The 26,136-nt window shown below is 68.8% G+C and carries 25 protein-coding genes; 10 read left to right on the top strand and 15 right to left on the bottom strand.

Annotation, left to right across the window (positions count from 1 at the left end; all coding sequences use genetic code 11):
• The first annotated feature begins 358 nt into the window (after positions 1–358).
• Positions 359–535 carry a hypothetical protein gene (locus tag ACOJUJ_RS15410; protein WP_420127780.1) on the top strand — a complete coding sequence of 59 codons (177 nt, stop codon included), beginning with the start codon at positions 359–361 and terminating at the stop codon, positions 533–535.
• A gap of 84 nt (positions 536–619) precedes the next feature.
• Here the strand turns inward: ACOJUJ_RS15410 and ACOJUJ_RS15405 are convergent, their stop codons facing one another.
• From ACOJUJ_RS15405 to ACOJUJ_RS15390, 4 genes are all read right to left on the bottom strand, one after another.
• Entirely contained in the window at positions 620–2,848 is a 2,229-nt protein-coding gene (locus ACOJUJ_RS15405) for a BamA/TamA family outer membrane protein (RefSeq protein WP_420127779.1), read from the bottom strand.
• Between the two features lie 66 nt (positions 2,849–2,914).
• Positions 2,915–3,352 carry a hypothetical protein gene (locus ACOJUJ_RS15400; RefSeq protein ID WP_420127778.1) on the bottom strand — a complete coding sequence of 146 codons (438 nt, stop codon included), beginning with the start codon at positions 3,350–3,352 and terminating at the stop codon, positions 2,915–2,917.
• Positions 3,321–3,977 (bottom strand): nucleotidyltransferase domain-containing protein, encoded by a 657-nt coding sequence (locus tag ACOJUJ_RS15395; protein ID WP_420127777.1) that lies wholly within the window; start codon positions 3,975–3,977, stop codon positions 3,321–3,323. The genes ACOJUJ_RS15400 and ACOJUJ_RS15395 overlap by 32 nt, the downstream gene beginning before the upstream one ends.
• A gap of 125 nt (positions 3,978–4,102) precedes the next feature.
• On the bottom strand, positions 4,103–6,019 hold the full coding sequence (locus tag ACOJUJ_RS15390) for an ABC transporter ATP-binding protein (protein WP_420127776.1): 1,917 nt from the start codon (positions 6,017–6,019) through the stop codon (positions 4,103–4,105).
• An 824-nt stretch (positions 6,020–6,843) separates the two neighbouring features.
• Here ACOJUJ_RS15390 and coxB point away from each other — a divergent pair.
• The 7 genes from coxB (at position 6,844) to ACOJUJ_RS15355 (ending at position 12,987) form a co-directional block, all read left to right on the top strand.
• A complete protein-coding gene (gene coxB, locus ACOJUJ_RS15385) occupies positions 6,844–7,941 on the top strand; it encodes a cytochrome c oxidase subunit II (RefSeq protein WP_420127775.1) in 1,098 nt (365 codons plus the stop codon).
• A 120-nt stretch (positions 7,942–8,061) separates the two neighbouring features.
• Positions 8,062–10,011: a cytochrome c oxidase subunit I gene (ctaD, locus tag ACOJUJ_RS15380; RefSeq protein ID WP_420127774.1), complete on the top strand. Its 1,950-nt coding sequence runs from the start codon at positions 8,062–8,064 to the stop codon at positions 10,009–10,011.
• Between the two features lie 108 nt (positions 10,012–10,119).
• Positions 10,120–10,776 (top strand): cytochrome c oxidase subunit 3, encoded by a 657-nt coding sequence (locus ACOJUJ_RS15375; protein WP_420127773.1) that lies wholly within the window; start codon positions 10,120–10,122, stop codon positions 10,774–10,776.
• Positions 10,777–10,784: 8 nt separating this feature from the next.
• Positions 10,785–11,222 carry a cytochrome C oxidase subunit IV family protein gene (locus tag ACOJUJ_RS15370; RefSeq protein WP_420127772.1) on the top strand — a complete coding sequence of 146 codons (438 nt, stop codon included), beginning with the start codon at positions 10,785–10,787 and terminating at the stop codon, positions 11,220–11,222.
• Positions 11,223–11,249: 27 nt separating this feature from the next.
• Complete coding sequence (locus tag ACOJUJ_RS15365; RefSeq protein WP_420127771.1) at positions 11,250–12,146, top strand: cytochrome c oxidase assembly protein; 897 nt, start codon at positions 11,250–11,252, stop codon at positions 12,144–12,146.
• Positions 12,147–12,298: 152 nt separating this feature from the next.
• Positions 12,299–12,511, top strand: coding sequence for a hypothetical protein (locus tag ACOJUJ_RS15360; RefSeq protein WP_420127770.1), 213 nt, complete (start codon positions 12,299–12,301; stop codon positions 12,509–12,511).
• Positions 12,508–12,987 carry a type II toxin-antitoxin system VapC family toxin gene (locus ACOJUJ_RS15355; RefSeq protein ID WP_420127769.1) on the top strand — a complete coding sequence of 160 codons (480 nt, stop codon included), beginning with the start codon at positions 12,508–12,510 and terminating at the stop codon, positions 12,985–12,987. The genes ACOJUJ_RS15360 and ACOJUJ_RS15355 overlap by 4 nt, the downstream gene beginning before the upstream one ends.
• 8 nt (positions 12,988–12,995) lie before the next feature.
• Here ACOJUJ_RS15355 and ACOJUJ_RS15350 read toward each other — a convergent pair whose 3' ends face one another.
• The 5 genes from ACOJUJ_RS15350 to ACOJUJ_RS15330 form a co-directional block, all read right to left on the bottom strand.
• A complete protein-coding gene (locus ACOJUJ_RS15350) occupies positions 12,996–13,925 on the bottom strand; it encodes a DUF5996 family protein (protein WP_420127768.1) in 930 nt (309 codons plus the stop codon).
• 106 nt (positions 13,926–14,031) lie between these two features.
• Positions 14,032–14,595: a hypothetical protein gene (locus tag ACOJUJ_RS15345; protein ID WP_420127767.1), complete on the bottom strand. Its 564-nt coding sequence runs from the start codon at positions 14,593–14,595 to the stop codon at positions 14,032–14,034.
• 75 nt (positions 14,596–14,670) lie between these two features.
• On the bottom strand, positions 14,671–15,390 hold the full coding sequence (locus ACOJUJ_RS15340) for a nucleotidyltransferase family protein (RefSeq protein ID WP_420127783.1): 720 nt from the start codon (positions 15,388–15,390) through the stop codon (positions 14,671–14,673).
• A 12-nt stretch (positions 15,391–15,402) separates the two neighbouring features.
• Positions 15,403–16,908, bottom strand: a complete 1,506-nt coding sequence (locus tag ACOJUJ_RS15335; RefSeq protein ID WP_420127766.1) for a RapZ C-terminal domain-containing protein — start codon at positions 16,906–16,908, stop codon at positions 15,403–15,405.
• Between the two features lie 354 nt (positions 16,909–17,262).
• Positions 17,263–18,537 (bottom strand): ABC transporter permease, encoded by a 1,275-nt coding sequence (locus ACOJUJ_RS15330; RefSeq protein WP_420127765.1) that lies wholly within the window; start codon positions 18,535–18,537, stop codon positions 17,263–17,265.
• A gap of 164 nt (positions 18,538–18,701) precedes the next feature.
• Here ACOJUJ_RS15330 and ACOJUJ_RS15325 point away from each other — a divergent pair, with 164 nt between their 5' ends.
• Positions 18,702–19,643 (top strand): hypothetical protein, encoded by a 942-nt coding sequence (locus ACOJUJ_RS15325; protein WP_420127764.1) that lies wholly within the window; start codon positions 18,702–18,704, stop codon positions 19,641–19,643.
• A gap of 130 nt (positions 19,644–19,773) precedes the next feature.
• On the top strand, positions 19,774–20,049 hold the full coding sequence (locus tag ACOJUJ_RS15320) for a hypothetical protein (protein WP_420127763.1): 276 nt from the start codon (positions 19,774–19,776) through the stop codon (positions 20,047–20,049).
• Positions 20,050–20,106: 57 nt separating this feature from the next.
• Here the strand turns inward: ACOJUJ_RS15320 and ACOJUJ_RS15315 are convergent, their stop codons facing one another.
• From ACOJUJ_RS15315 to ACOJUJ_RS15290, 6 genes are all read right to left on the bottom strand, one after another.
• Complete coding sequence (locus ACOJUJ_RS15315) at positions 20,107–20,568, bottom strand: hypothetical protein (protein ID WP_420127762.1); 462 nt, start codon at positions 20,566–20,568, stop codon at positions 20,107–20,109.
• A 212-nt stretch (positions 20,569–20,780) separates the two neighbouring features.
• Complete coding sequence (locus ACOJUJ_RS15310; protein ID WP_420127761.1) at positions 20,781–21,980, bottom strand: hypothetical protein; 1,200 nt, start codon at positions 21,978–21,980, stop codon at positions 20,781–20,783.
• A gap of 92 nt (positions 21,981–22,072) precedes the next feature.
• On the bottom strand, positions 22,073–22,672 hold the full coding sequence (locus ACOJUJ_RS15305; RefSeq protein WP_420127760.1) for a hypothetical protein: 600 nt from the start codon (positions 22,670–22,672) through the stop codon (positions 22,073–22,075).
• Positions 22,673–22,726: 54 nt separating this feature from the next.
• Positions 22,727–23,542: an undecaprenyl-diphosphate phosphatase gene (locus tag ACOJUJ_RS15300; protein WP_420127759.1), complete on the bottom strand. Its 816-nt coding sequence runs from the start codon at positions 23,540–23,542 to the stop codon at positions 22,727–22,729.
• A gap of 308 nt (positions 23,543–23,850) precedes the next feature.
• On the bottom strand, positions 23,851–25,299 hold the full coding sequence (locus tag ACOJUJ_RS15295; RefSeq protein WP_420127758.1) for a sodium:solute symporter: 1,449 nt from the start codon (positions 25,297–25,299) through the stop codon (positions 23,851–23,853).
• On the bottom strand, positions 25,296–26,027 hold the full coding sequence (locus ACOJUJ_RS15290; protein WP_420127757.1) for a hypothetical protein: 732 nt from the start codon (positions 26,025–26,027) through the stop codon (positions 25,296–25,298). The genes ACOJUJ_RS15295 and ACOJUJ_RS15290 overlap by 4 nt, the downstream gene beginning before the upstream one ends.
• Between the last annotated feature and the right edge of the window lie 109 nt (positions 26,028–26,136).

The raw sequence follows: 26,136 nt of genomic DNA, 5'->3' as shown, positions 1-26,136 counted from the left end.
TGCCGGCGGGCGGGGGCCGCGATTGCGCGGACGGTTCCGAGCCTTCATCCGCCTCTGGAGACCCGCTCAATGGGCCACGGCCGCATTCGCCTGACACCGCCGCATCAGCCATCGTGACTTCTTGGACCGGACTCAGAGTTTGTTCTGCGCGAGGGACAAACTCTGTCGACTCTGTGTGGTGCCATATATCAGGCAGTTGGAGCGCGTCTGTACGGAACAAGCCAGCGGTGACAAGGTTGCGTTCAGGAAGCATCAGATGGAGAGCGATCGCGGAAGATGGAGTTGCATTTCCCGCTGATTTATGCATATTGGATGACGAGCGGTTCTTCCTTCCTTCTCTCCTTGCGAAGAGGTCCCGATGAAGCTGAATCCCGAAGACCTGGACGTGCTGTCGTTCGATACGACGGCCGAAGCCGTATCGGGCGCCGAGCCCTCGCGGCTGGAGCCCGTCACCATCGCCACCATCAACGACCCCACGGCGGCCACGCGCTGCTTCATCTGCCCGCCGATCACGTACGACTACCGCTGCATCTGAACCCGGCTGCGACCGGCGTGACGGCGAGAACACAAAAGGGGAGCCCTTGCGGGCTCCCCTTTTGTGTTCCGGCCAGCGGTCCGTTCAGAGCGCCGCATCCAGGTACAGGTCCACGCGCCACCCCCTGGGCTCGCGCAGCGCGCGGGCCACGTCGAAGCGCAGCAGGCCGTCCAGAAAGCTGGCGCCGATCCCAGCGGAAAGGAGCGGCGGGTCCCAGTCCCACCCGTCGCGCGCACCCGCCCACCCGGCATCGCTGAACAGTACCAGGCGCGCGGCGGGGAGTGGCGTGCCCACCTCGGCCCGCGCGCGCCAGAACGCCTCGCCGCCCACCAGCGCGCCCTCGTAGCCGCGCACCGTCGTCGGCCCGCCCAGGTACCACAGCCCCTGCACCGGCACGTCGCCCGTCGTGGTCCCCGCCGCGCCTTCCAGCGCCACGGCGAACCGCCCCAGCGACGGCAGCCCCAGCCGGCCGAACAGCTGCCCGCGGCCAAAGCCGAACGTGCCCGTCTGCCCCTCGGCAGCCGTACCCAGGGTGAAGCGCGCGGGCGAGCGGTCGCCGCCAAAGTCGCGGGAGAGGGTGATACCCAGCCCCGCCTGGTCCGCGTCGTTGGCCCCGCGCACCTCGCGGAACGGCTCCGACTCCCACGCACGGGCCAGGGTGAACTGCGTTTCGCGGCTCACCGCGTGCTGGTGCTCGCCGAACGCGCGCCAGGTGTAGGTCCAGCGGCCGCTGGTCACCGGCTGGCTGGTGAGCTCCGCGCCCGTCGCGCGAAAGTAGTCCGCCTCGTCGCGGCCAAAGAGCAGCGCGTTGAGCGACGACCCGAAGCCGAACGCCCGCGCGGACGGATCGAACGGCGTGAGCCGCCGGTAGCCGGCCACGCGCATCCGCCGCACCATGGTTTCGCGGCTGATGCCGATCTCCACCCCCGGCTCACGGTCCGCCAGCCCGATGCGCGCCTCGCCGTCCACGGCAAAGGGCCCGTACGCCACGTCGGCCCGCGCGCCGATGGACAGCCCCTCCACGCGGTTGTAGCGCAGCAGCCGCAGGTCTGCGATGCGTGTCTCCAGCTCGGGGCGAAAGTCGCCCATGCGGCCAATGCGGGGAACCAGCACGCTGGCCAGCGACTCCACCTCTTCGCCGGTGATCAGCCGCGCGCCCTCGTCCGCCAGCGGCGGGGGCAGGTCGGGGCTGGCCAGCAGGGCGGCCGTGTCGCTGGGCACCTCCACGCGCCAGCGGCGGCAGCGGTCGCCCTCGCAGCTGCACACCTCGCCCGCCGGCTCGGCCTCGCGCCGGCAGACGCGGTACGCGCCCGTGTCGCGCTGCGCCAGCACCGACACCGGCGCCTGCTGCGGCATGGCCGACGCCTGCACCTCGTAGTCCGAGTAGCTGCGCTCAAAGCGGACCGGGACGCCCGCCACGAAGCCCAGGTTGGCTTCCGCGTGGATCGCCGACAGCCGCGGCAGCCACCAGCGCCCCTGCACCAGCTGGTACTCCACCGTCACGTAGCGCACCGTCGCGCGGATGGCGCCAAAGGTGTTGATGGCGCGGGGCACGTCGCCGCCCGCGTCGCGCCGCAGGTCGAACGGGCGTGCGGTGGTCAGCACGCTGCGCGCGACGCCGTGCGTCTGCGAGTCGATCCACAGCGTGCCGCGCAGCAGCTGGAACTCGCGGCGGCGGGGGATGATCTCCAGCTGGATCAGCCGCAGCTGCGAGCCGTCGGGAAGGCGCACGACGGTGGTGTCGCCCGAGCGAAAGCGGTAGTGCGCCTCGCTCCCCGGCCCCAGCGGGTCGATGGGCTCCACCTCAACCTCGACGCTCACCGAGTCGCCGTCCCGCTCCACCACCTTGTCGTCCTGCTCTTCCTCCTCGGCGTCCTGGCCCAGGTTCCCCGCGCCGAACGCGAACAGGCTCAGCTGCAGCTCGTCGGGATCGAAGGCCATGTCCAGCGTTTCGCTCCCCAGATCGTCCGGCACCTGTGCGCCGCGCGAGGTGGCGGGGCTCACCTCGCGGCCGCCCAGCACCCGCACCACGCCCGTCTCGCCGCGGCGCCACTCGATGCGGGCCGCCATCTCGCCCCCGAACAGGGTGCGGTCGCGGGTGAGCGCCTCCACGCCCACGTGCACTCGCTGGCGCGCCGTCACGCCGTACGAGTCGATGGCGCGCTCCACCCGCGCGCGGCGCTCGCGGGCGGCGCGCAGCAGGTTGGCGGCGCCGCGGTCCAGGTAAGCGGAAAGGGTATCCTGCGGGGTCGCCACGGGGGGCGTGGCGGGCGTGCCCTGGAACAGGACGGCCAGGGCGGCGGCAATCAGCATGGGGGAGATCTCTCCAGGTGTAGGTTGCGCGCCCCTGCTACGCCGCCCGGCTCCCCAAGGTTTCAATCACGCCGCCAGCGGGGGCCGGCGCTCGTAGATCTCGTCCGCCCAGGTGCAGAACCCCGTCGCGTCGTTCAGCAGCCGGGTCGCCTGCTCGGTACGGAAGTAGGTGCCCTGGTAGGATACGTGGTCCTTCTTGGCGACCACCGCCCTCAGCTGCCGCACCCGCTCCGGCGGAGCCTGATGGCTGAGCGCAAACAGCAGCGTGTCGGGCGCGCGGGTGTGGTCGCCTTCGGTGGATTTGACGCCTTTCCAGGCGATGGAGAGCGCGTCGTTGTAGGCGATGCACGCGTGGACGGCCACCACGGCGATGGCGTTGCCGTAGCTGTCGGAGTCGGCGATGTCCGCCAGCGCCTGCGCGCTTTCCAGCAGGGCCGCGCCCACCCGCCGGTACTTGTCCGCCTGCGCGCGGTCAACTTCCTTTCTGCTTCCGCGTGTAACCATCGAGAAGTGCCTCCAGTCGCTTGCCCGTAATCCGCCGGTTGTCCCGCAGGAGCTCGGCGATCAGCGCGTCACCGTCGGCGTGCATGGTCCCCAGCTTCGCCAGGTCCAGCACAAGGACGGAGAGCCGCAATCCGTATCGAGTGTACAGTTGCTCCGCGGATTGCGCCAGAGTTTCGTGAACGCCGTCCACATCGGGGGCGGCGGACACCACCGCGACCACGTCGAAGTCGCTCCCCAACCGGTCGTTTCCCCGCGCCGCGCTCCCGAACAGGTACAGGCCTTCCACGCCCCTGCCCGCCTTGCCGCCGGCCGCGGCGGCAAGGTCGCGGAACACGTCGCCCACGCGCGCCGACTCCGCCTGGAACAGCTGTCCCAGCGCGCCCTGCACCAGCACGTTCTCGCGGTTCAGCGTGTACAGGTGCTGGCTGCGGGTGTCGTCGCGGCGCACCACGCCCACGGCCACCAGGTCGGCGAGCGCGCGCTGCGCCGGCTGCACCGCCACGCCCGCCGCCGACGCCGCCTCGCGCCCCGACATGGGCGCGCGCGTGCCGTGCAGCGCGCGCAGCAGCCGCAGCTTGCTGCTCGACGACAGGATCAGGTCCAGCGGCGTGAAGAAGAATCCCATGGTTACGGCGCCTCACGTTGAGTGACTTAATTCAAAGTCACCTGACTTTATTTTAAGTCACCTGACTTATTTCAAAGCCACGACGCAAAGTATAATCACCCCACGCCGCCCGTACAAGCAGGTCCCTACCGGTATCCCGCCGCCTGCAGGTTGAACAGCTCTGCGTAGCGGCCGGAGAGGGCGAGCAGGTCGTCGTGCGTCCCTTCCTCCAGCACCTTGCCGTGCTCCAGCACCAGGATGCGGTCCGCCATGCGCACGGTGCTGAAGCGGTGGGAGATCAGCACCGCCATCTTGCCTTCCGTCAGCTCCGAGAAGCGCTGAAACACGCCGAACTCCGCGCGCGCGTCCAGGGCGGCCGTGGGTTCGTCCAGGATGAGCAGCTGCGCGTCGCGCATGTAGGCGCGGCCCAGCGCCACCTTCTGCCACTGCCCGCCGGACAGGTCCACCCCGCCGTCAAAGCGCCGCCCCAGCATCTGCCGGTACCGCTCGGGCAGCGTCTCCACCACCTCCGACGCCAGCGACCGCTCCGCCGCGCCCACCACCTTGGGCCGCGCCTCCTGTTCGTCGCGTGCCAGCTCGCCGATGCGTCCCACGGCGATGTTTTCCTCCGCCGTCATGTCGTAGCGCACGAAGTCCTGAAAGATGACGCCCACCTGGTCGTGCAGCTCCGCCGGGTCGTACTCCGCCAGCGGACGGCCGTCCAGCAGGATGGTGCCGCGCGTGGGCTCGTACAGCCGGGCCAGCAGCTTGGTGATGGTCGTCTTTCCCGCTCCGTTTTCCCCCACAAGCGCGATCCGCTCGCCGGGGTGGATGCGGAACGAGATCCCGCGCAGGACCCACGATTTGTCATCGTCCGGCAGGTCCATCTGGACAGGCGCGCCCTCCACCGCCTCCGGATAGCGGAACCACACGTCGCGGAACTCGAATCCCTCCCGGATCGGCCGGGGGAAGGGGAGCGGCCGCTCCGGGCGGGCGATGGACGGGCGCATGGAGAAAAAGACGAACAGGTCGTCCAGGTACAGCGCCTGCTCGTACAGCTCCGTGGTGGAAAGGAGCATCCGCTGGATCAGGTCGCGCGACCGCGAGAACGTCCCCGACAGCAGCGCCAGGTCGCCCAGCGTCAGCCGTCCCAGCACGGTGCGGTAGACGATGGTGGCGTACGCCGCGTAGTAGCCCAGGGTGGACAGCAGCGACAGCCCCGTGCTTACCAGGTTGCGGCGGATGGCCAGGCCGCGGTTGGCCGCGTAGAAGCCGTCCGCCAGCGTGCGGTACTGTGCGATCAGGTACGGCGACAGGCCAAAGAGCTTGACCTCCTTGGCCGTCTTTTCCGACGCGGCGATCAGCCGGTAGTAGTCCAGCTTGCGCCGCTCCGGCGTCCACTGGTACAGCAGCGAGTACCCCAGCGCGGCAAAGTGCGTCTCTCCCAGAAACGAGGGGAGCACGGTGATCACCAGCAGCACGAACAGCACGGGCGAGAACGCCAGCAGGGTGCCGATCAGGGTGAGCAGGGTGATGGCGTCCTGCGCCAGCCCGAACAGCTGCGACAGCAGCACGATGCGCCCCACCGTCTGGCGGCGGGCGCGCTCCAGGCGGTCGTAGAACGCGGGGTCCTCGAAGTGCTGCAGGTCCAACTCGGCCGCGTGCTCCATCAGCCGCACGCTCATCCGGTTGCTGAACAGGTCGCCCAGCAGGCTTTCCAGCAGCGTCCCCGTGCGCGCCGCCACCTCGCCCACCGCCACGATGCCGAACTCGATACCGACGAGCGTCGCGATGCGCGTCCAGTCGGGCGTGCCCGTGCGCGTGGCCTCCACCACCGCGTCCACGATCAGCTTGCCCACCCACAGCGTGGCGATGGGGATGAACGCCCGCAGCAGCCGCAGCAGCGCGATCCCCGTTACGTAGCCGCGGTGCGTCTGCCACACCATCCGAAGAAACGGCGGCAGGTTGCGCATGGCCTTCATGCGCTCCGCCCAGGTGGGCGACGCGGGCGGCGGCCTGCGGGAACGGCGGGCGGATGGTTGCGCGGGTGCGGGTTCGGCCATGCCTGAAAACTACGTGGAGACGGCCCGCGGCGGACAGGGGCCCCGCATCGGCGCGCCCGCGTCCCGCTCCCCGATCGTGGAGCGGGCCCATGCTTTTCAAGATCGCGCATCGGGTGGTGCTGGCCGCTTGCTCCGGGTGCGCCGCGAAGAGCATCTGCCGATCCGCATGCCTCTTCAAAAAAACGCGGATGGCCCCCTGCCGCATTCCACCTTATTCCCGTTCCCGACGCCTCGCGCCGGCTCGTGCCTCGTCGACCAGGGTCCTTCCGTCCTACCTCCATCAATCAAGCCCTGGAGCTGACAGCTGAGGAAATCGCAGGAGAAAACTCCGCTAACTCCGTTGACTCCGTGTGAGAATTTCCGTTTGGGGATTCGGCTCGACGCGGAGGAACCGGCACGAGAAAACTCTGTTGACCCTGCTAACTCTGTGTGAGGCCATTCTTTTTCCTTCACGCAGCGTGGCATCCAGATCTGCGATGTTACAGGCGGACGTGTTCGCCCACGTGCTGTAACCTCGCGACAAGGCTGGATTCCACCACGAAGGAAGCGGTTTCAGGGTGCTCGCGAGGCACTTCGATTCGCGCCGCGGAAGCGGGTAAGCGAACTCCGCAGGGCTCGTACGAATTTTCCCCACAGACGCGGCGTGGGTGGTGGGATAGATTACCCGCGCCGCAGACCGTGCTTTACCCTTGTGCGGGGCTGGCGGAGGGTGGCGGGGCCGCGTATTATGCCCGCCAGCCGGGCCGCCCCCCTGTAGCGGGGCGTGCATCCGCACGTTCGCGGCCCGCGGAACACCTGGAAAGAACGCCGAACATCCACAGCCGATGAAGTCAGTCTCCGCACCCGCCGGGCACCGCGCCGCGCCGGGCGCCGCTCCCGGGGCGCGGCCGCTGCTGGCCGCCGGGCTCCTGCTGCTCCCCCTGCTGTCGGCCTGCGGCGAGGACCACGTGTCCCGCTACCCGCAGACCACCTTCGCCCCCACCACGGAGATGGGGGAGATCCAGATCGGCCTGTTCAACCTCACGCTGTGGCTGGGGGTGATCGTCGGTCTGCTGACGTTCGCGGGGCTGGGGTACATCATGTGGAAGTTCCGGTACCGCCCCGGCGCCCCGGAACCCAAGCACGTGCACGGCAACACCACCCTCGAGGTGGCGTGGACGCTGATCCCCGCGCTCATCGTGGCGGTGATCGCCGTGTTCACCGTGCAGGCCATCTTCGCCACCCAGCCGCCTCCTCCCGCCAACGCGCTGAACGTGCGGGTGATCGGCAAGCAGTGGTGGTGGGAGTTCCAGTACCCGGTCAACGGCGGGCGCGACACCGTGGTCACGGCCAACGAGATCCACGTGCCCGTGGGCCAGCCGGTGCACCTGCTGCTGGAAACCGACAACGTGCTGCACTCGTTCTGGGTGCCGCAGATGGGCGGCAAGCGCGACCTGATCACCAACCGCGTGAACAGCCTCATCTTCACGCCCCGCGAGCCGGGCGTGTACCTGGGGCAGTGCGCCGAGTTCTGCGGCGACAGCCACGCGCTGATGAAGATGCGGATGATCGCGCACACCCCGCAGGGGTTCCAGGACTGGCTGAACAACGAGGCCAGCCCGGCGCTGGAGCCCACCGACTCCGCCAGCGCCGTGGCGCTGGGCAAAAAGCTGGTGACGACGGGCGTGTGCGCGGGCTGCCACGTGATCGGCGGCACGCCCATGGTGGGGCGCACGGGGCCCAACCTGACGCACTTTGGCCGCCGCCGCACGCTGGCCGCGGGCATCGTGGAGAACAACGCGGCCAACCTGCACGCGTGGATCCGCAACGCGCCGGCCATGAAGCCGGGCTCGCTGATGCCGCAGCTGGGGGGCGACATCCCCAACGCGCTGACGGACGAGCAGATCACCTACATCGTGGCGTACCTGCAGTCGCTTCAGTAGCGCGCGGGGATAGAGGATAAACGGCGACGGCGCGGCCGCGGGAGCCATTCCCGCGGCACGGCCTTTCGTGATCAGGCGCCCCCCACGACGACGGGCGCCCCGAACCCGGATGGAGCAGGAATGGCATCGCAAGCAACGGTGGCCGCCCCCCACCACCAGCACACCGCCGTACACGCCGAGCCCACCGGCCTGTGGAGCTGGATCACCACGGTCGACCACAAGCGCATCGGCATTCTGTACGGCGTAACGGCCTTCATCTTCTTCCTGGTCGGCGGCATCGAGGCGCTGCTGATCCGGGTGCAGCTGGCCGTACCCAACAACGACTTTCTCAGCGCGGACTTCTACAACCAGATGTTCACGGTCCACGCGCTGACGATGATCTTCGCCGCGCTGATGCCGCTGACGGCCGCGTTCTTCAACTACATCATCCCGCTGCAGATCGGCGCGCGGGACGTGGCGTTCCCGCGGCTCAACGCCCTGTCGTACTGGGTGTACCTGTTCGGCGTGCTGTTCTTCAACGTCGGCGTGTTCATGAAGCTGGGGCCCAACTCGGGGTGGTTCGCGTACGCGCCCATCACCACCCGCGAGTTCTCGCCCGGCCTGAACATGGACTTCTACGTCCTGGGCCTGCAGATCCTGGGTCTGTCGTCCATCATGGCGTCGCTGAACTTCATCGTCACCATCATCAACATGCGCGCGCCGGGCATGCGGCTCATGCGCATGCCGATCTTTACGTGGATGACGCTGATCACGGCCATCCTCATCGTGACGGCCATGGCGGTGTTCACCATCGCCATCACCGAGCTGATGCTGGACCGCCTGTTCGGCAGCAACTTCTTCAACATTCGCAACGGCGCCGACCCGCTGCTCTGGCAGCACCTGTTCTGGATGTTCGGCCACCCCGAGGTGTACATCCTGATCGTCCCCATCATGGGAATGGTGTCGGAGACCATCCCCACGTTCAGCCGCAAGCCGCTCTTTGGCTACAACGTGATGGTGTTCAGCGGCGTGCTGATCGGCTGGCTGGGGTGGGGCGTGTGGAGCCACCACATGTTCGCCACGGGAATGGGCCCCATCGCCGACAGCTTCTTCGCGCTGTCGACCATGCTCATCGGCATCCCCACCGGCATCAAGGTGTTCAACTGGCTGGGGACCATGTGGGGCGGCAGCATTCGCTTCACCACCAGCATGCTGTTCTCCATCGCGTTCATCGCGATGTTCACCATCGGCGGCATCTCGGGCGTGATGCACTCGGCCGCCCCCAGCGACCTGCAGCAGACGGACACGTACTTCGTGGTGGCGCACCTGCACTACGTGTTCTTTGGCGGCACGGTGCTGGGGCTGTGGGCGGGGATCTACTACTGGTATCCCAAGATCACCGGCCGGCTGATGAGCGAGGGGATGGGCAAGGCCCACTTCTGGCTCACGCTGATCGGAATGAACCTGACCTTCTTCCCCATGCACTTTCTGGGGATGCTGGGCATGCCGCGCCGCATCTTTACCTACGGCGACAACATGGGCTTCAACGAGATGAACCTGGTCATCTCGGCGGGCGCCTTCATCATCGCCCTGGCCACGCTGGTGTTCGCCATCAACCTGGCCTGGTCGTGGAAGCGCGGCCGGCTGGCGGGGCCCAACCCGTGGGGCGCGGCCACGCTGGAGTGGAGCATTCCCTCGCCGCCGCCGGTGTACAACTTCGTCACCATTCCGGTGGTGCACTCGCGCATGCCCCTGTGGGAGGGCGACCCCACCAAGGACGGCGGCATTCCGCACGGCCGGGTGGAGGAAGAGACGGAGCAGGTCACCATCCTGGGCACCAAGGTGGGCGAGGTGCGCGACCCCGAGAACGACGTGAACCGCATGTCGGCGCACGACCTGGGGATTCACCTGCCGCCGCCGTCGTACTGGCCCATCGTCCTGGCCGCGTCGATCTCCATCCTGTTCATCGGGCTGATGTTCCGGAACGTGGAGGGGTGGGCGCACAACCTGTGGGTGCTGAGCATTCTGGGCGTGGTGGGCGTGGTGGTTTCGATCTACGCCTGGGCGTTCGAGCCGGGGCACAGCCACTGAGCAAGCGAGTGACCCGGAGCGGGTGCCCGCGCTCGGCGCGATCGGGCACCCGGGTCCGGGACACTGGATACTAGGCACTAGCACCAGGCACCGGGAACTTTCTTCGCAATGGATCACGCTCACGCGCACGGAGCCCACGCGGCTCACGCGGCCCATATCGACACCAGCACGGGGCTGGACAGCCGCAAGATGGCGTTCTGGGGCTTCATCGGCTCCGAGTGTCTGCTTTTCGGCTCGCTCATCGCCACGTACATGGCGTACAAGGGCCGCAGCCTCAGCGGGCCCAAGCCCCACGACGGCGGGTGGACCAACGCCGCGGGCGAGGTGATGCACCACGGGGTGTTCAACATCCCGCTCACCACCTTCAGCACCTTCATCCTGCTGATGAGCTCGGTGGCGATGGTGCTGGCGCTCAACTACACGCAGCGCGGCGACCGCAAGAAGAGCGCGCTGTGGCTGTTCCTGACGGCCTTTGGCGGCGCCATCTTTCTGGGCTGCCAGGTGTACGAGTTCACGTACTTTGTGGTGCACGACGGGATGACGCTGAAGAGCAACCTGTTCAGCAGCAGCTTCTTCGTCCTCACCGGCTTTCACGGCGCGCACGTCACGGTGGGTGTGATCTACCTGATCACGCTTGCCACCATGGCCTGGAAGGGCAAGATCGGTCCCGAAAAGTCACTGAACGTGGAGATCGCCGGCCTGTACTGGCACTTCGTGGACGTGATCTGGATCATCATCTTCCCCCTGATCTACCTCGTACGGTGAACGGCGACATGTCGAGCGAACTTCGCGAAGTTGCGCACAACCAGCACGCGCACCCCACCAACCGGTTCTACCTGATCATCGGCGCGGCGCTGATCGGGCTGACGGTGCTGGAGGTGCTGGGGTACATGGGCGAGACCAACGGTACGCTGGGGCAGGGTGCGGCCACGGCCATCATCCTCTTCCTTTCGGCCGTCAAGTTCCTGCTGGTGGTCGCGCTGTACATGCACCTGAAGTTCGACCACAAGCTGTTCACGGGGATCTTTGTGTTCCCCGCGCTGCTGGGAACGCTGGTGATCGGGTCGATGATCCTGCTGTTTGGCCCGCTGCACGGCCTTGCCACCAAGCCGATCGCGGCGACCAACGCGCAGGTGGCCCCCGCGACGCCCGAGCCGGTGGCGAACCCCGCCGCGGCCTCCGCAGCCCCGGCCGCGGCGCCGGGGCACTGACGTACCACGGCAGGTAGGCAGGTCCTGATGTCCATGGCGGTTCTGGGCCTCGCGCTGCACGGCGAGGCCTTCTCGTGGTCCGAATGGCGGGTGTACCCCAGCTTCATGGCGGGGTGGCTGCTGCTGTTTGGCGCGTATTTTCTGTTGATCGGCCCCCTGCGCCACCGCTTTCCCGGCTCGCGTCCCGTGCCGGCAAAGAAGGTGGCGTCGTTCGTGTTGGGGATGGGGCTGATGTTCGTGGCGCTGCAGGGGCCGCTGCACGAGCTGAGCGACTACTTTCTGTTCAGCGCGCACATGGTGCAGCACCTGGTGCTCATCCTCATCATGCCGCCGTTCCTGCTGTACGCCACCCCCGACTGGCTGCTGCGGCCGGTGGTGCGGCGCAGGTGGGGCGGCAAGATCGCGCGTGCGCTTACGCTGCCCTTGGTGGCGTTTTCGCTGAACAACGCCATCTTCCTGGCGTGGCACTTTCCGGGTCCGTACGACCTGATGATGCGCGACCACGGCGTGCACGTGGCCATGCACCTGATGATCATGGTGACGGGCACCATCATGTGGTGGCCGGTGATGAGCCCGCTGCCGGAGCTGCCGCGCATCGCGCCGGTGTTGCAGATGATGTACCTGTTCCTGGTGGGGATCCCCATGATGATCTCCGCGGCGCTCATCACCTTTTCGCGCACGGCGCTGTACTCGTGGTACGTGGAGGCGCCGCGCATCATCCCGGCGCTTTCGCCGCTGCAGGACCAGCGGCTGGGCGGGGTGATCATGTGGGTGCCGGGCGGGCTCACGCTCTGGCTGGCGATCACCGCGGTCTACTTCCGGTGGACCCAAAGGGAGCGCAACGAGGACGAACGGGTCGCTCTGCGGCAGCCGCGGGTGAACCGCGCGGGCCTGGTGGTGCCGCCCCCGTTTCCCCAGGGCTGACCACGCAATCAGCCGTCACGACGCCCCCGGACGCGAACCGTCCGGGGGCGTTTTTGCGTGTCGGAAAGTGGGCCCGCGTACTGGCGGCTCGCGGTATTGGACGTTCCGGACGCCTTGGCTAGATTCGATCCGAACCTTCAACGGAGCAGATCATGAGCGACGCCGCGCTACGATCGAATGACGAGATGCCGGAAGACCCGCAGGCTTGGCGAGAGGAGTTCCGCCGTCGCATGGCGGAGCGCGGCGTCAACATCCGCCTGCCACGTGCGGGCGCAACCTGGGAGCCGCCGGAGCACCCGTTGCCGATCGATGCCGACGAGATGAGCCGCTTCGTGGTCGAACTGCGGAGGACAGGCAAGCTGTGAGTGTTTTCTTTCTCGACACCTCAGCGATCGTGCGGCTGTACGCCGTGGAGACGGGCTGGCGGTGGATCCGGAACCTGATCCGCAACGTTGGAGCGGAGTGGTCGAACTCGCAAGTGTGTTTCTGCGATCTGGCGCTTCCGGAGACCGTCTCCGCGCTCCGACAGATCGCACAGGCGCCTGACTCCGCCAAACGCGGTCTGAGCCGCGCCGCTTTCCGCCAGACCGTCCCCCTAGTCCGATCCGACCTGCTGACGGACTCCATTCTGATTTCCGTCCCCGCCAGCGACTGTATGCCCTTGGCGGCGGAAGTCGTCCAGCGTCAGGAAATTCGCGGCGCCGATGCGGTGCATCTGGCTGCTGCGCTCACTGCCCGCGATTCGGTCGCCGGTACGCTGCCTTTTGCGTTCGTCAGCCACGATGATCGACAGTGCCGCGCCGCGGAACGCGAGGGGCTTGAAGTCATCACCCCGGCCTGAGCCGGATGCTACCTGGGCCGCTCCAGGGCGGCGCGGTCCCAGGCGGCGAGGGTGGCGCCGGCGGCGTAGCTGGATTCCAGGAACTCCATCAGCACGGCGTCGGGGTCGGTGGCGGTGCGGACGGCTTCGTACGGCAGGATCCACTCGCCGAAGTCGGTGCTGTAGTATGCGGCCTCCGGTCGCACGGAGGCCGTTCTGTATCCCTCCGGCTCCGGATAGAAGTAGGCGTAGAACGCCGGCTCCGGAAAGGCGGGGCTCCCCGGCCAGAAGCCGGCGCTGCTGACCTCGTGCGAGTAGGCCTCGTGCGTCACGGAGTCCGGCAGCCCGGGTGCGCCGGGGTGCCGCGGGGCCAGGCGCCCGCTGAAGCGCGTGACGGCCAGGTCCATTGCCCCCCAGAACAGGTGCACGGGGCTGCACTTGCCCAGCCAGCGCCCGCGGAACTCGCGCAGCACGCGGTCCGACTGCGCCAGCACCCGCCAGAAGCGGGCGGCGGCGTCCGCTTCGTACGAGGCGTGGGTGGTGTCCTGCTCGAACGGAATGGGATCCGGCACCTCCTGCGGCAGCGTGCTGATCTGCACCGTGATCCCCAGCTCCCCCAGAACCCTCATCAGCTCCGCGTGAAAGTCGGCTACGGTGCGGGGGCGAAGCTCCATGGTGCGCACCTCGCCCTCGCTGGTGCGCGCCACCAGCCGATGGTCGATGAAGTCGAAGTCGATCTCGAAGGTGCGCACGCCGTACGGGATGGCGCTGGTGGTGATGCCGCGCGCGCAGACGTACAGCGGCACGTGCCACCAGTGGTTTACTGGCGGCGTGAGCGCCATTCGCACCTTGCCCACGATCTGCATCCACAGTTGGAGCGTCTCCAGCGTGTCCTTCCACGGCGCGTAGGGAAGGGCGGGCCACACGTCGGTGCGGGGGAGAACCACGGTCTGCGGCATGCAGGCCTCCGGGAAGGGGAGGTGGGAAAGCCGCGCGGCCGGGGAGCGGCCGCGCGGCGTACTGGGGTGGAACGATGGCGATGCCGACGGCGTCAGCGCAAGCGCGTCAGCCCACGGGCGGCAGGGGCTCCCACTTTGGCAGGGCCGAGCAGGCCAGCGGCGGCGTGGCCGGGCCGGCGTTCTGGCCCTTGATCAGCAGCGCGGTCCCGCCGTTCAGCAGGGTAGCGATGGGGAGCGGGATGGTGTCCGTAAGGGTGGCGATGTTCCCCGTACCCAGGGTGATGGGCCCCACCGGTGCCACCTCGCCGCCGTTCTGCTCGCAGGTGCCCTGCACGATGGAGCCCTGCATCTGCTGGTTGGCCGCCGTGGCGCCGGTGACGTTGAGCGAGATCTCCGTCTGCTCGCCCACGGCCTTGAAGTTCGCGGAGCCGTTGACGCCGGAGTTGTTCACCGGCGACAGGCGTCCGGAGGCCAGCGTCTGCCCGGGGCCGGGCACGTTGTGCACCCCGGGCGCGGCGGCGGCGCCGGCAGCGGGCGCTCCGGCGCCGGTGCCGGACTGGCTCGCCTCGGCCGCCTGGCCGCCGTTTTCAGCCTCCTCGCCGCCGCCGCCGCCGCACGCGGCTGTGCCGATGCACAGCAGGGCAGCCGCGGTGGCTCTCGCAATCGTCATCATCCTGCGCTCTCCTCCCTTGTCGCGAATCGTACCGTTCGAGGGCGCGGGGGAGGGGCAAGGAACGTTCCGTATCTAATCTTTGCCGAAGGTTTGCCGCGCCTCCTGCAACTGCTCGTGCTTGCCGATGTCGATCCAGCGGTAGCCGTCCACCCGAAAGGGGAGGATACGCTCGCCGGCGGCGGCCAGGCGCAGGTACGGGTCCAGGATGGAGAACGCGCCGCGTTCCGTCATCAGCCCGAAAACGCGGTGCGAAAGGACGTGGATCCCGGCGAAGGGGATGGCGCGCACCTCGCCGACGGGGGGACGTACGCGCAGGTCCAGCCCCCTGGTCTCGTCCGTCCGCCCCAGCAGCCCCTCGTCGTCGAAGAGCATCTTGCGCGTGGTAGGCCGGTCGAGCACCGCCACCGTCGCCAGCGGGTCGCCGGCGGCCTGGTGGGCGGCGTACATCTCCCCCAGCGGGATGTCGCTGAGGATGTCGGCGTTGTGGAGAAAGAAGGGCGCGTCGCCGCGAAAGAGCGGTTGCGCCGCCAGCAGCGCGCCGCCGGTTTCCAGCGGCCCGGGGTCTTCGCGCGAGAAGAGGGCTTCCACGCCGAAGCCCTCTTTCGACCGCACGTAGTCCTCGATCTGCTGCGCCAGGTAGGCGGTGTTGACGATCAGCCGGTCGGCGCCGGCCGCGATCAGCCGCCGCGCCACCCGCTCGATGATCGGCATGCCGCCCACATCGATGAGCGCCTTGGGCGTGTGGTCCGTCAGCGGGCGCAGGCGCGTGCCCAGCCCCGCCGCCAGAATCATGGCGTCCACGCGCTACTCCGGCAGCGACGCGGCGCCGGCGGCGGCCCCCGCGGCGGCGATCTCGGCGTGCTCGCCGCGCGCGGGCCACTTGTGCTGCTCGCGGTGCGTGAGGACGACGTTGACGGATGGGTAGTGCTCGTTCAGGAACGCCGCCAGCCGCTCCGCGAAGTAGACGGAGCGGTGCTGGCCGCCCGTGCAGCCGAAGTGCGCGGAGAGCGAGGCGAAGCCGCGGGTGAGCCAGACGCCCACGTGGCTTTCCACCAGGCCGCGCACGTGGGTCCAGAACTCCTCTACCTCCGGCTGCTGCTCCAGAAAGTAGATCACCGGCTCGTCGCAGCCGCACAGGGGAACGTACTCGGCGTAGCGGCCGGGGTTGTGGATGGCGCGGCAGTCGAACACAAAGCCGCCGCCGTGTCCGCCGCCGTCCTCCGGGTAGCCGCCCTTGAAGCTGAAGCTGCCGATGTGCACGGTAAGCCCCGGCAGTGTCTGCGGCGCCGCCTTGCGCAGCGAGGTAGTCTTGCAGATGCGCTCGAAGACGGCCTGCAGCTCCGGCAGCTCGATGCTGACGAAGCCGGTTTCCAGGATGCGCTCGATGTTGCGCACCGCCTGCGGCACGCTCTGCAGAAAGCGCGGCTTGCGCTCGTAGAAGCCGCGGTACCCGTACGCCCCCATCGCCTGCATGATGCGCACGAGCACGTAGCCGCGCAGGTGCTGGCGAAAACGCTCCCGATCGACCGGGATCAGCTGCTCCAGGTTCGTCAGGTACAGCTCCAGCAGCTCTTCGCGCACCGGCTCCGTCATCCCCACCTTGGGGTCGTACAGCAGCGACGCCACGTCGTACTGCAGCGCGCCGCGGCGGCCGCCCTGGTAGTCGATGAACCAGGGCTCGCCGTCGCGCAGCATCATGTTGCGCGACTGAAAGTCGCGGTACAGAAAGTGGCGCGTGTCGGCGGCGAGCAGAAAGGTGGCGAAGCGGCGAAAGTCCTTCTCCAGCCGCGCCTCGTTGAACGGGATGTGCGCCAGCTTGAGAAAGTGGTACTTGAAGTAGTTCAGGTCCCACAGGATGGACTGGCGGTCGAACGCCGCGCGCGGGTACGCCAGCGAATAGTCCACCACCTTGCCGCCCTCCACCTGAAAGCGCGGCAGCAGCTCCACGATCCGCCGGTAGACGGGGAGCACGGCTTGCGGAAAGTCCGCTCCCGGGTCGTCGCGGCGCGCCTGGGTCACGGCGTCGAAAAGCGTGGTCTCACCCAGGTCCTCTTCCAGGTAGATTCCCGCCTTTTCGTCCACGCCGTAGATCTCGGGCACGGGCAGGCCGATCGATTTGAACGCCCTGGTGAACGAGAGAAAGGCGCGGTTCTCGTCGGCGTCGGGGCCCACGACGCCCACGGCCGTCTCCATCTCGTCGCCCACCAGCCGGTACATCTGGCGCGCCGATCCATCGCCGGCGATCTCCAGGATGCTGACCGGCGGCTTGCCGAAATGCTGCTTGAACAGCTTGCGAAAGATCTTTTCCACTGCCGTGCCTTGCGCTGCGAGCCGAAACCGATTCCCCGGGCGCAACATAACCTCGCAACCACGGTGCCGTCAGGAGCCGCGTGCGTGGACGATGTTGACGCTTCCAAGCGCGGAGGCGGGAAGTGTTGTGCCACATCCTCGAAAAGAATGGGCCTCACACGGAGTCAACGGAGTTAACGGAGTTTGCTCCTGCTAGCGAAACAGGCTCCGCATCGTACCGAATCCCGGGTTGGCTCACGCCAAGACGTGAGACGCCGAGAAAAAAAAAGGAGTTCTTTCCTCGTTCTTTTCTCCGCGTCTCCACGCCCTCCGCGTCTCTGCGTGAGCCGCTGTTCAGGTGGCGGCATCGCGGGGCTACTCGTGGCGGATGGCGTCGATGGGGCTGAGGCGCGCGGCGCGCAGGGCGGGGTAGGTGCCAAAGGTAAGGCCGACGATGATCGCGGAGAAGGCAGCGACGGCCAGGGTGGAAAGCGAGATGCCGGCGTACATGGGCACGTCCAGCGTGGCGCGCATCACCGCCGTCACGGCGAACGCTACCAGCAGCCCAAAGAGCAGCCCCAGCAGGCTACCGGAGCCGGTGATCGCGACGGACTCGGCGAGAAACTGCAGGACGATGTCGCGGCGGCGGGCGCCCACGGCCTTGCGGATGCCGATCTCGCGGGTGCGCTCCGTCACCGACGCCAGCAGCACGTTCATGATCCCGATGCCGCCCACCAGCAGCGAGATCCCCGCGATGGCGCCCATGAACACCTTGAAGATCAGGAACCCGCGCGCCATCTCCCGCGAGCGCGCCTTGTCGGTGGCCACGTCAAACCTGTCCGCGCTTCCGTAGCGCGCGGCAAGCCACCGCTCCGTGGCCGCGCGGGCGCTGTCCACCTGCTCCACGGTGGCGGCGCGCAGCACCAGCATCCGCGCGCGGTCCGCCTCGCCCGGCGCCATCACGGCCGCCCCGGCGGGGAGCGGCACGTACGCGGCGAAACCCTCCTCGTTCTCGCGCGCCTTCATCACCCCCACCACCGTTCGCGGGGCACCGCGAAAGAGAACCGTGCGGCCGACCAGCGCCTTTGCGTCGTTCCCGGGGGCGAGTTCGCGCGCCAGGTTGTGGGATACAACGGCGACGGGCGCGTTGGCCGCCACCTCCGCGTCGGTGAAGAAGCGGCCCGTCCCCAGCTCGCCACCGTAGAACTCCATGGTGTTCGCCAGCGCCGCCGTCACGCGGGCGGCACGGTCGCGGCCGGCGGAGTCGCCGCGGACCAGCGTGGTGCCGGAGAAGGTGATCGATGCCGAGCCCACGCCCGCGACCCCTGCTGCCCGCGCGGCGTCCGCCGCCCCAAAGCGCGGAAAGTCGTCGCGGGCGATCCGCATCCCGTCCATCGTGTCGTAGGTGACGGGCGTTACGTAGACGTTCTGCGCGCCGGTGGTGGTGGCCAGCTCGCGCCGCGCGTAGCTCTCCATCCCGTCCCCCAGCGACAGTACCGCCACCAGCGAGCCCACGCCCACGATGACGCCCAGGGTGGCCAGCACCGTCCGCAACGGGTTCATGCGCAGGGCGCCCACGCCCACGCGGACGGAGGCAAGCGCCGCGACGTGCGTCTGCGGCGAGTGTTCAGGAGTGTCGGGCGAAGGCATGCGGATGGATGCGGGAAGGCGAAGCGGAGCACGATGGATGCGCAGGCCCGTACGCGCGTGCGGCGGCGAAGTTTCGTGGCGCACGGGGGATGGGTGCATGCGCAAACGGACCGGTGCCGCCGGGTGTACTGGAAGGATGCACGCTTTCACCCGAGGAAGAGGGAATGCGAACCATTCTGGCACTTACCGCCGCCGCCTCGCTTGCCTCCGCGGCGCTCCCCGCGCAGGGGCACGACCACGCGCATCCCCCTGCCTCGGCGGCTTCGGCTTCCAGCGTTGCGGTGGATGCGGAGGTGGAGCGCGTGCGGCAGGCGACGGCGCGCTACCGCGACATCGGCGTGGCGCGGCGGGAGGGGTATCGGCTGTTCGGGATGGAGGGGCCGCTGGTGGGCGAGCACTGGTACCTGCCCGAGGCCGTCCGCCGGCCGCTGGACCTGGCGCGCCCCTCCACGCTGCAGTACGCCACGATCGACGGACGGAAGGTGCTGGTGGGCGTGGCCTACACCTACTATCGCCGGCCGGGCGAGCCGGTGCCGGAGGGTTTCGCCGGCGCGGGTGACGTGTGGCACACGCACGACGTCACGCGCCTGGCGCGCGCCGCCACGGCCGAGCGGCCGCTGCTGCGCGCCATCGTGGACCGGCGCATCCGGCGCGGGCGCGTAGGCGGCGGGGACGGGCGCACGCTGCTGACCATGGTGCACGCGTGGGTGTGGTCGGAGAACCCGGACGGCATGTTCGCGGGGAGCCACCGCGGCCTGCCGTACCTGCGCGCCGGCCTCCCCGCCGCCCACGCCGCCGGCGCCAGCGAAGACGCGGCGATGGGCGTCTCCCTGCTCGCCCCCGGCGGCTGCGCGGACGAGGTGCGGCGCACGGACAGGCTGGCGGGGCTCTCTCGCGGACAGGTGCGCGACCTGCGCCGCGCCTGCGATCGCCAGGCGGAGTCCGTCCGCGCCTCCCGCACCGCGTCCGCCGCGACCCTCAACGCCGCCGCCGAGAACGCGTGGACCACCTATCTCGCCGAGCGCGGCCGCATCCTGCGCCCGGTGCAGGCCGCGCGCATGCGCCGCGTGATGGACGCCGCCACGGAGCCCGGGCACGCGCACTGATTGGCCGGGGACATCACAGTGGGCATCCACTCGCGACATGAATGTTGATTTCTTCGCGATGAATGATCATTCTGGAGCGGATGTCCAAATCGGATGTCGCATTACGTGCTTGAAGCGTATGGAGGACGCCATGAAGAAACTGAAGAAGCTGCGGATGCAGGACCTGCGCGTGGAGTCGTTCCTTACCGAAACCCAGATTCAGTCGCGGGGGACGGTGCAGGCGGCAGAGTCGGGGATCGGATGCGGAACGAACGGGGGCATAACGGACTGCATGGACACCTGCTCTCCCACCAGTCCCTGCGGATCGTGTGCTCCGTACAACACGTGCGACTACACCTGCGGCAACAACTACGGCTGCGACACGCAGGATTACCGGTGCACGTACGGCGGGGTGTACATGTGCTGATGGTTCGGCGTCCGTCGGTTCTCCAGGATCGGGCCCGCCGGTGAAGCTCCCGGCGGGCTATTCATTGTGCGTTGACGAGACGGGCTTCTCATAGCCGGCCGGCGGCGCCAGGGGCGGGCGTTCGGTAAAGCGGACCGTGCGCGCGCCTGCCGCGATCAGCTCGCTCCGCAGCAGCGCGTACTGGTAGCCCAGCAGCACCGCGTCCAGCGAGGCGGCGTCGTGCACGGTCGCGTGCGGGCGAAGGAGGATTCTGCGGCCGTGCTGGCATTCGATCAGGCCCACGCGCAGCCACGCGCGCAGGTGCTCCGTGCGCGAGTGGGCCGGATTTCCGCCGGGAGCGAAGAGCGCGAGCGGGTGGCGGGGCGGCTGGTATCCCTCCATCCCGAACCAGCGCACACCCGCGCCCACGTCCGGCTCCACGACCGTCCGCATCCGGACCACGTTGCCATCCTGCCGGAACACGAACTCGCTTGGCGAGACGTCGATCTCCAGGTTCGGGTGTAGCAGAAATCCAACCATCTCTCCGCAGATTCAGGTAGCGCACGCTAGCGGAAGCCGCGTGGACTCTTCCGAAGCGGGATCGAATTCTCCCCTCTCCGCGAGGAACGAGCGGGGAGGGGCCGGGGGAGGGGCACTCCGTCGGCGCAGTTCGATTCCACCCCATCCACCGAAAAAAATCCCACCCCGGCACCGGAGCCAGGGTGGGATTCCATCCCTCGTCCATCAAGCCGTCAGGGCGCCTTTGCCGGCGCCGCCGCCGCGGGGGCCGCACCCGCCGCCGGAGCCGCCGCGGCCGGCACCTCGCGCGCCGTGCGTCCGCCCAGCGCGCTGCGGTTCAGGTACTGCGCCTGGCTGGCCGGGTAGCTGATCGTCTGCGGATCGCCGTCCGAGATGTAGCGGTGTGTGGGGTCTGCCTCCCAGCGGCGCAGCTGCGCCTCCAGCGCGCCCGGCGCCACGATGAAGCGGTCCACCGAGTGCGGGTCCCAGCGGGTGTCCCACGGCGTCACGCTGGGCCCGCCCGACACCTCCAGCACCACCTTGTTCTCGTAGCGCTTGCCGTCGCGGTAGGTGCCCTGCCACGCCGCCGACTTCTGGTCGGGCCACATGCCCAGCGGCAGCGCGAACGTCACGATGTCGTAGTCCGCCGGCAGGTACGCCTTGATGCTGTCCTCGCCGATGCCGATCCAGTCCATGGCCTGCTGCGCGTTGCTGGCGCGGTCAAGGCGGGCGTGGTACAGCGTGTGGTTGCACACCTCGTGGCCGTTCTGGACGATGAACTCCATCTTCTTGCGGATGGTGGCCTCGCGCTGCTCGCGCTGGGTCTCACGGTCCGCCGTCTCGCCAAAGAAGTTGGACGGGTGCGCCGCCGCGGGCAGAATGCACCACACCATGCCACCGGGCCCCCAGCTGGGGTTCTGCTCCTTGAACGACACCCACGACCCCATCATGGTGTTGGGGTCCATGCTGCCGTCCGGGCGGTAGTAGAACTGGCCGCGCGTGGCGTCGTCCATGGTGAACACCACCGGCGTGGTGCCGCGGGGGATGTCGATGTTCCCCTCCAGCACCTGGCGCATGGTCACCGGGCGGTAGCCGGCGTCGTGCAGCGCCTTGAGGTCCTTGCGGAAGTTGTCCAGCGTGCGGACGAACTCGCCCTCGGGGCTGCCGGTGCGGTGGTACTCCAGCACCATGATGCGACCCAGCTCGTTGGGCGGCAGATCCGTCGTGGGTCCCGCGGGCAGGTTGCTGCGCGGCTGGCCGGCCGACGCCTGCGGTCCGCCCGCCGCGGCGCTGTCGCCGGTCGCCACGGCGCCCGCGCTGTCACCCGCCGCACTCTCCGATACCGCGGCGTCGCCGCCGCCTCCGCACGCCGCCAGCACCGCCAGCAGGGCCGCGGCCGCCGCCTTGCGGCTCCACTCCATCTCCATGCGCATGTTCTGCTTTTCCGGTCGGTAACGTAAACGTCCCGCCGGGCGGCGGGGACCATCCGTCGCCCGGCAGGCGCAAGGTTCGTGCTTGGGGCGGCCTACTGCTCGTCCGGCAGCCGCGGCAGCAGGTCTTCGGCCAGCTGCGCCATCACCCGCTGGTACACCATGCGGGCCCGCAGCTCCGGAAGCTCCAGCCGTTCCACGTACAGCGCCACCGCCCGCGTGGGGTCCGCGTGCTGGTGCTCGTGCATCACGTTGACGAACTGCAGCGCGTACTCCATGTGCCCCTCCACCAGCGCCTCTTCGGCGCGGGCCGCGGCCAGCTCCAGCCACAGTTCTTCTTCGTCGCTGCGCTTCTGGTGGCGGCGGATGTAGCGCAGCACCCCCAGCGGCGTGGCGTAGCGCCAGTCCCACCCCCAGCCGCGGGTTCCCTCGCGCGCCAGGTCCTCCTGCACCTCGCGCTCGTCCATCAGCGCCACGGCGCGCGTGCCGATGGCCTCCTTTTCCTCGCCCTCCAGCTCCATGCTCTCCAGGTAGCGCTCGATGGCGTCGTCGAAGGGCATGCGCGGCGCCAGAATGCTCACCAGGTCAAGCGCCAGGTTGGCGTGCACGTCGATCATCGCCTCGCGGGCCAGGGCTTCGGCGCGCTCCAGCTTGCGGTTCAGCTCCGGCGGCAGGCGCTGGAGCAACTGCGACACGGGGGATGCCATGGAGGGATTCCGTCCGGACGGTGAGAGAGGGTGGCCGGGGCGTCAGAAGCCCCGGCTGTTCCAGTAGACCGCGACCAGCACAATCCCGAACACAATGCGGTACCAGGCGAACGGGCGAAAGGTGTTTTTGGACACGTACGCGATCAGCGTGCGGATCACGACGAGCGCCGAGATGAACGCCACCACGAAGCCGATGGCGAAGATGGGGATGTCGGCCGGCGTGGCCACCTCGGCGATGTCGCCCATCTTGATGACCGAGGCGCCCAGCATGGCCGGCACCGCCAGAAAGAACGAGAACTCCGTGGCCGCCGTGCGCGACAGCCCCAGCGTAAGCCCGCCCATGATGGTGGCGCCGGAGCGCGACATCCCCGGCCAGATGATGGCGAGCACCTGGAACAGTCCCACGCCCAGCGCCTTGCTGAGGGGAATGTGGTCCACCGACTCCACGGTGGGGCGCTTGAAGTGGCGTTCGATCAGCAGGATGGCCACGCCGCCCACCACCAGCGCCAGCGCCACGGGAAAGGGCTTGAACAGCCGCGCCTCGATCCAGTCTTCCGTGGGCAGCCCCACCACCACGGCGGGGATGGTGGCCACGATCAGGTTGATGATCAGCCGCTTGCTTTCGGGGTTGGTGCGCCAGGTGCGCAGCACGTCCCAGAACTTCTTGCGGTACATCCACACCACGGCCAGGATGGCGCCCAGCTGGATGAAGATGATGAAGGCGTTCTCCTTCTTCCCCGTAAAGTTCAGCCAGTCCTGCGTAAGGATCAGGTGCCCGGTGGACGACACGGGGATGAACTCCGTGATCCCCTCCACCAGTCCCAGCACCGCCGCCTTTACCCAGAGGATCACGTCCATCGTTCCCCGTTCATCGTCGTCCCCGCGTACTGGACTGGTTGATTCACTCGATCCTGTGCCTTTATCCCCGGACGAGCGTCGCACTGCGTCCGCCGGGGTGCCCCTCCCCCGGCCCCTCCCCGTTCGTTCCTCACGGAGAGGGGAGAACTTCGATCCCGCTTCGACAAGGTGCGTCGCGTCCTTCCCACGCAGATGTGGGGGAGAGGCGGTGGCAGGCCCCACCCTCGCGCCTCACGTCCCGCGACACCCTACAGCCGGTGCCGTTTATCCCCCCTCCCGCGCCGTTTGCGGGAGGGGGTGGCGCGCTCTCAGGCGCCGCCGGGGGAGGGCCGCAGCCGCGCGCTCAGCATCCCCACGCTCACCGTGATCGCCGATCCCAGCAGCGCGAACCACAGCGTGTCGACCAGTTTGGGGATCGCGCCGAACTGCTGCGCGGCCCACAGCGAGGCCATGGCGGCGATGGCAATGCCCATGCCCGTCAACGCGTCCCGCCCGTCCGCGCGCCGCGAAATCAATCCCAGCAGGAATCCGCCCAGCAGGCCGCCGTAGGTGAACGAGGCGATCTGCAGCGCGATCACCACCAGCGGCGTTCCCGCGGCCAGCAGCTGAAACGCGAGGGAGACGGCGATCATCACCACGCCCCACGCCAGCGTAAAGCGCTTGCCCACGCGCAGCAGGTGCTCGTCGTCGGTGCGCCTGGTGAACGGCACGTACAGGTCGTGCACGCTGACGGCAGCCAGCGCGTTCAGCGACGACGACATCGCCGCCGCCAGGACGGCCGCGACCACCAGGCCGGCGACCCCGGGCGGCAGATGCTCCACGGCGAAGGTGGGGAACACCGCGTCCGGCTGCGGGAACGCGCGTCCGCCATAGAACACCCACAGCGCCGCGCCGATGACCAGGAAGAGCGCGAACTGCAGAAAGACCAGCACCCCCGAGCCGATGAGCGCCCGCCGCGCGTCGCGCAGCGAGGGCGAGGCCAGGAGGCGCTGCACGATCAGGTGATCGGCCCCGTGCGAAGCCATGGTGAGGAACGCGCCGCCCACCATCCCCGTCACCAGCCAGTTTCCCTTCGCGAATCCGCCGTCCAGGTGGATGATCCGCAGCTTGTCCGCATCCCCGGCCACCGTCGTGATCCCGTTCCATCCGCCGGGCACCAGGCCGATCAGCACCCACAGCACCGCGATCCCGCCCACGATGTAGATGAACATCTGCGCCACGTCCACCCAGACCACCGCGCGCAGGCCGCCGTAGTAGCTGTACAGCAGCGTGAACACGCCGATGGCCACGATGCTCTGCCACACCGGGATGCGCGCGATCACGGCCAGCGGGATGGCGGTGGCAAAGATGCGGACGGCGTCCGCCAGCACGCGCGTCACCAGAAAGACGAGCGAGGCCAGCCGCCGCGTGCCGTTGCCGAAGCGGCGCTCCAGCAGCACGTACGCCGTGGCGATCTCGCCGCGAAAGTAGCGGGGAAGAAGAAAGACGGAGATGGCGATGCGGCCGATCAGGTAGCCGGCCGCCAGCTGCAGCATCCACAGGTCGCCCGTGTACGCCGTCGCCGGCACGCTGATGACGGTGAGCGCGCTGGTTTCCGTCGCGACGACCGAAAAGCAGGCCGCCCACCAGGGGATGGCGTGGTCGGCCAGAAAGTAGTCGCCGGCGTCCTTCTGCTTTCCGCCCAGCACGCCGCCCAGGACGGCGACGAACGCCACGTAGGCCAGGATGATGACCAGGTCCAGCGGGCTGAGGCTCACCGGCCGGCCGCCACTCCGGGCCGCGCAGCCTCCAGCCGCATCAGCCGGTCCGTCAGCCACGGCCGCGTGGCCGGGTTCTGGTCCACGGACGCGGAGAAGGTCTGTCGCGTGCCTTCGCCTCCCGCCACGCTGCCGTATGCGGCGGACGCCTGGTACATCGTGCGGCTGTTGCGGTCGTAGGCGCGCAGGTCCCAGGTGTGGCCGCCGTCGGGCGAGGCGGTGTACTGCGCCGCCCACACCTCGGGCGTGCCGTCGCCGTCCACGTCCTCCACGCCCATCATCCGCGACAGCGTCGCCGAGTCGGCCGGGGGCGCGGTGGCGGTGTCGTCCAGGCGCGGAAGAAAGGGCTCGCGCGATGCGTACAGGCCGGGCTTGTGGACGGCGTGCGACTCCGGCGTCACCTCCACGATCACCAGCTCAAAGCCGCCGGGCGCCACGTTGCTGCCGGAGCGCGCCACGTCCGGCACCCACTCCATGACCGGCAGTGCGGCGGCGACAAAGCGGGGGTCGCGGTTGGGGATGCGAAAGCCCAGCGCCATCGCCACCTCGGGCCCCAGCGCCCGACGCGCCATCCCCATCGCCGACGTGTCTGCCGCGGCCGGATCCGCGGCCGCGGCGCCGCTCTGGGTGTCCTCCGCCCGGTCGCCGCCGCAGGCGGAGAGCAGGCACAGCGCCGCCGCCACAGCCGCGCGACGCGTCCGGGTGCTGTTCGATTGGATGATGTGCATGGATGGATGCAGACGGGGTGCGCGTAGGTGCCGCGCGATGATGGACGATGCCGCGGGACAGTATAGCGCGCCCGGCGCGGCCCGCGAAACGCCCGCGCCGCGCCGATGC

Source organism: Longimicrobium sp. (genome assembly GCF_048594345.1).
GTDB lineage: Bacteria > Gemmatimonadota > Gemmatimonadetes > Longimicrobiales > Longimicrobiaceae > Longimicrobium.
Note: the sequence above shows the minus strand (reverse complement) of the source record. Positions and strands in the feature narration are given on the sequence as shown.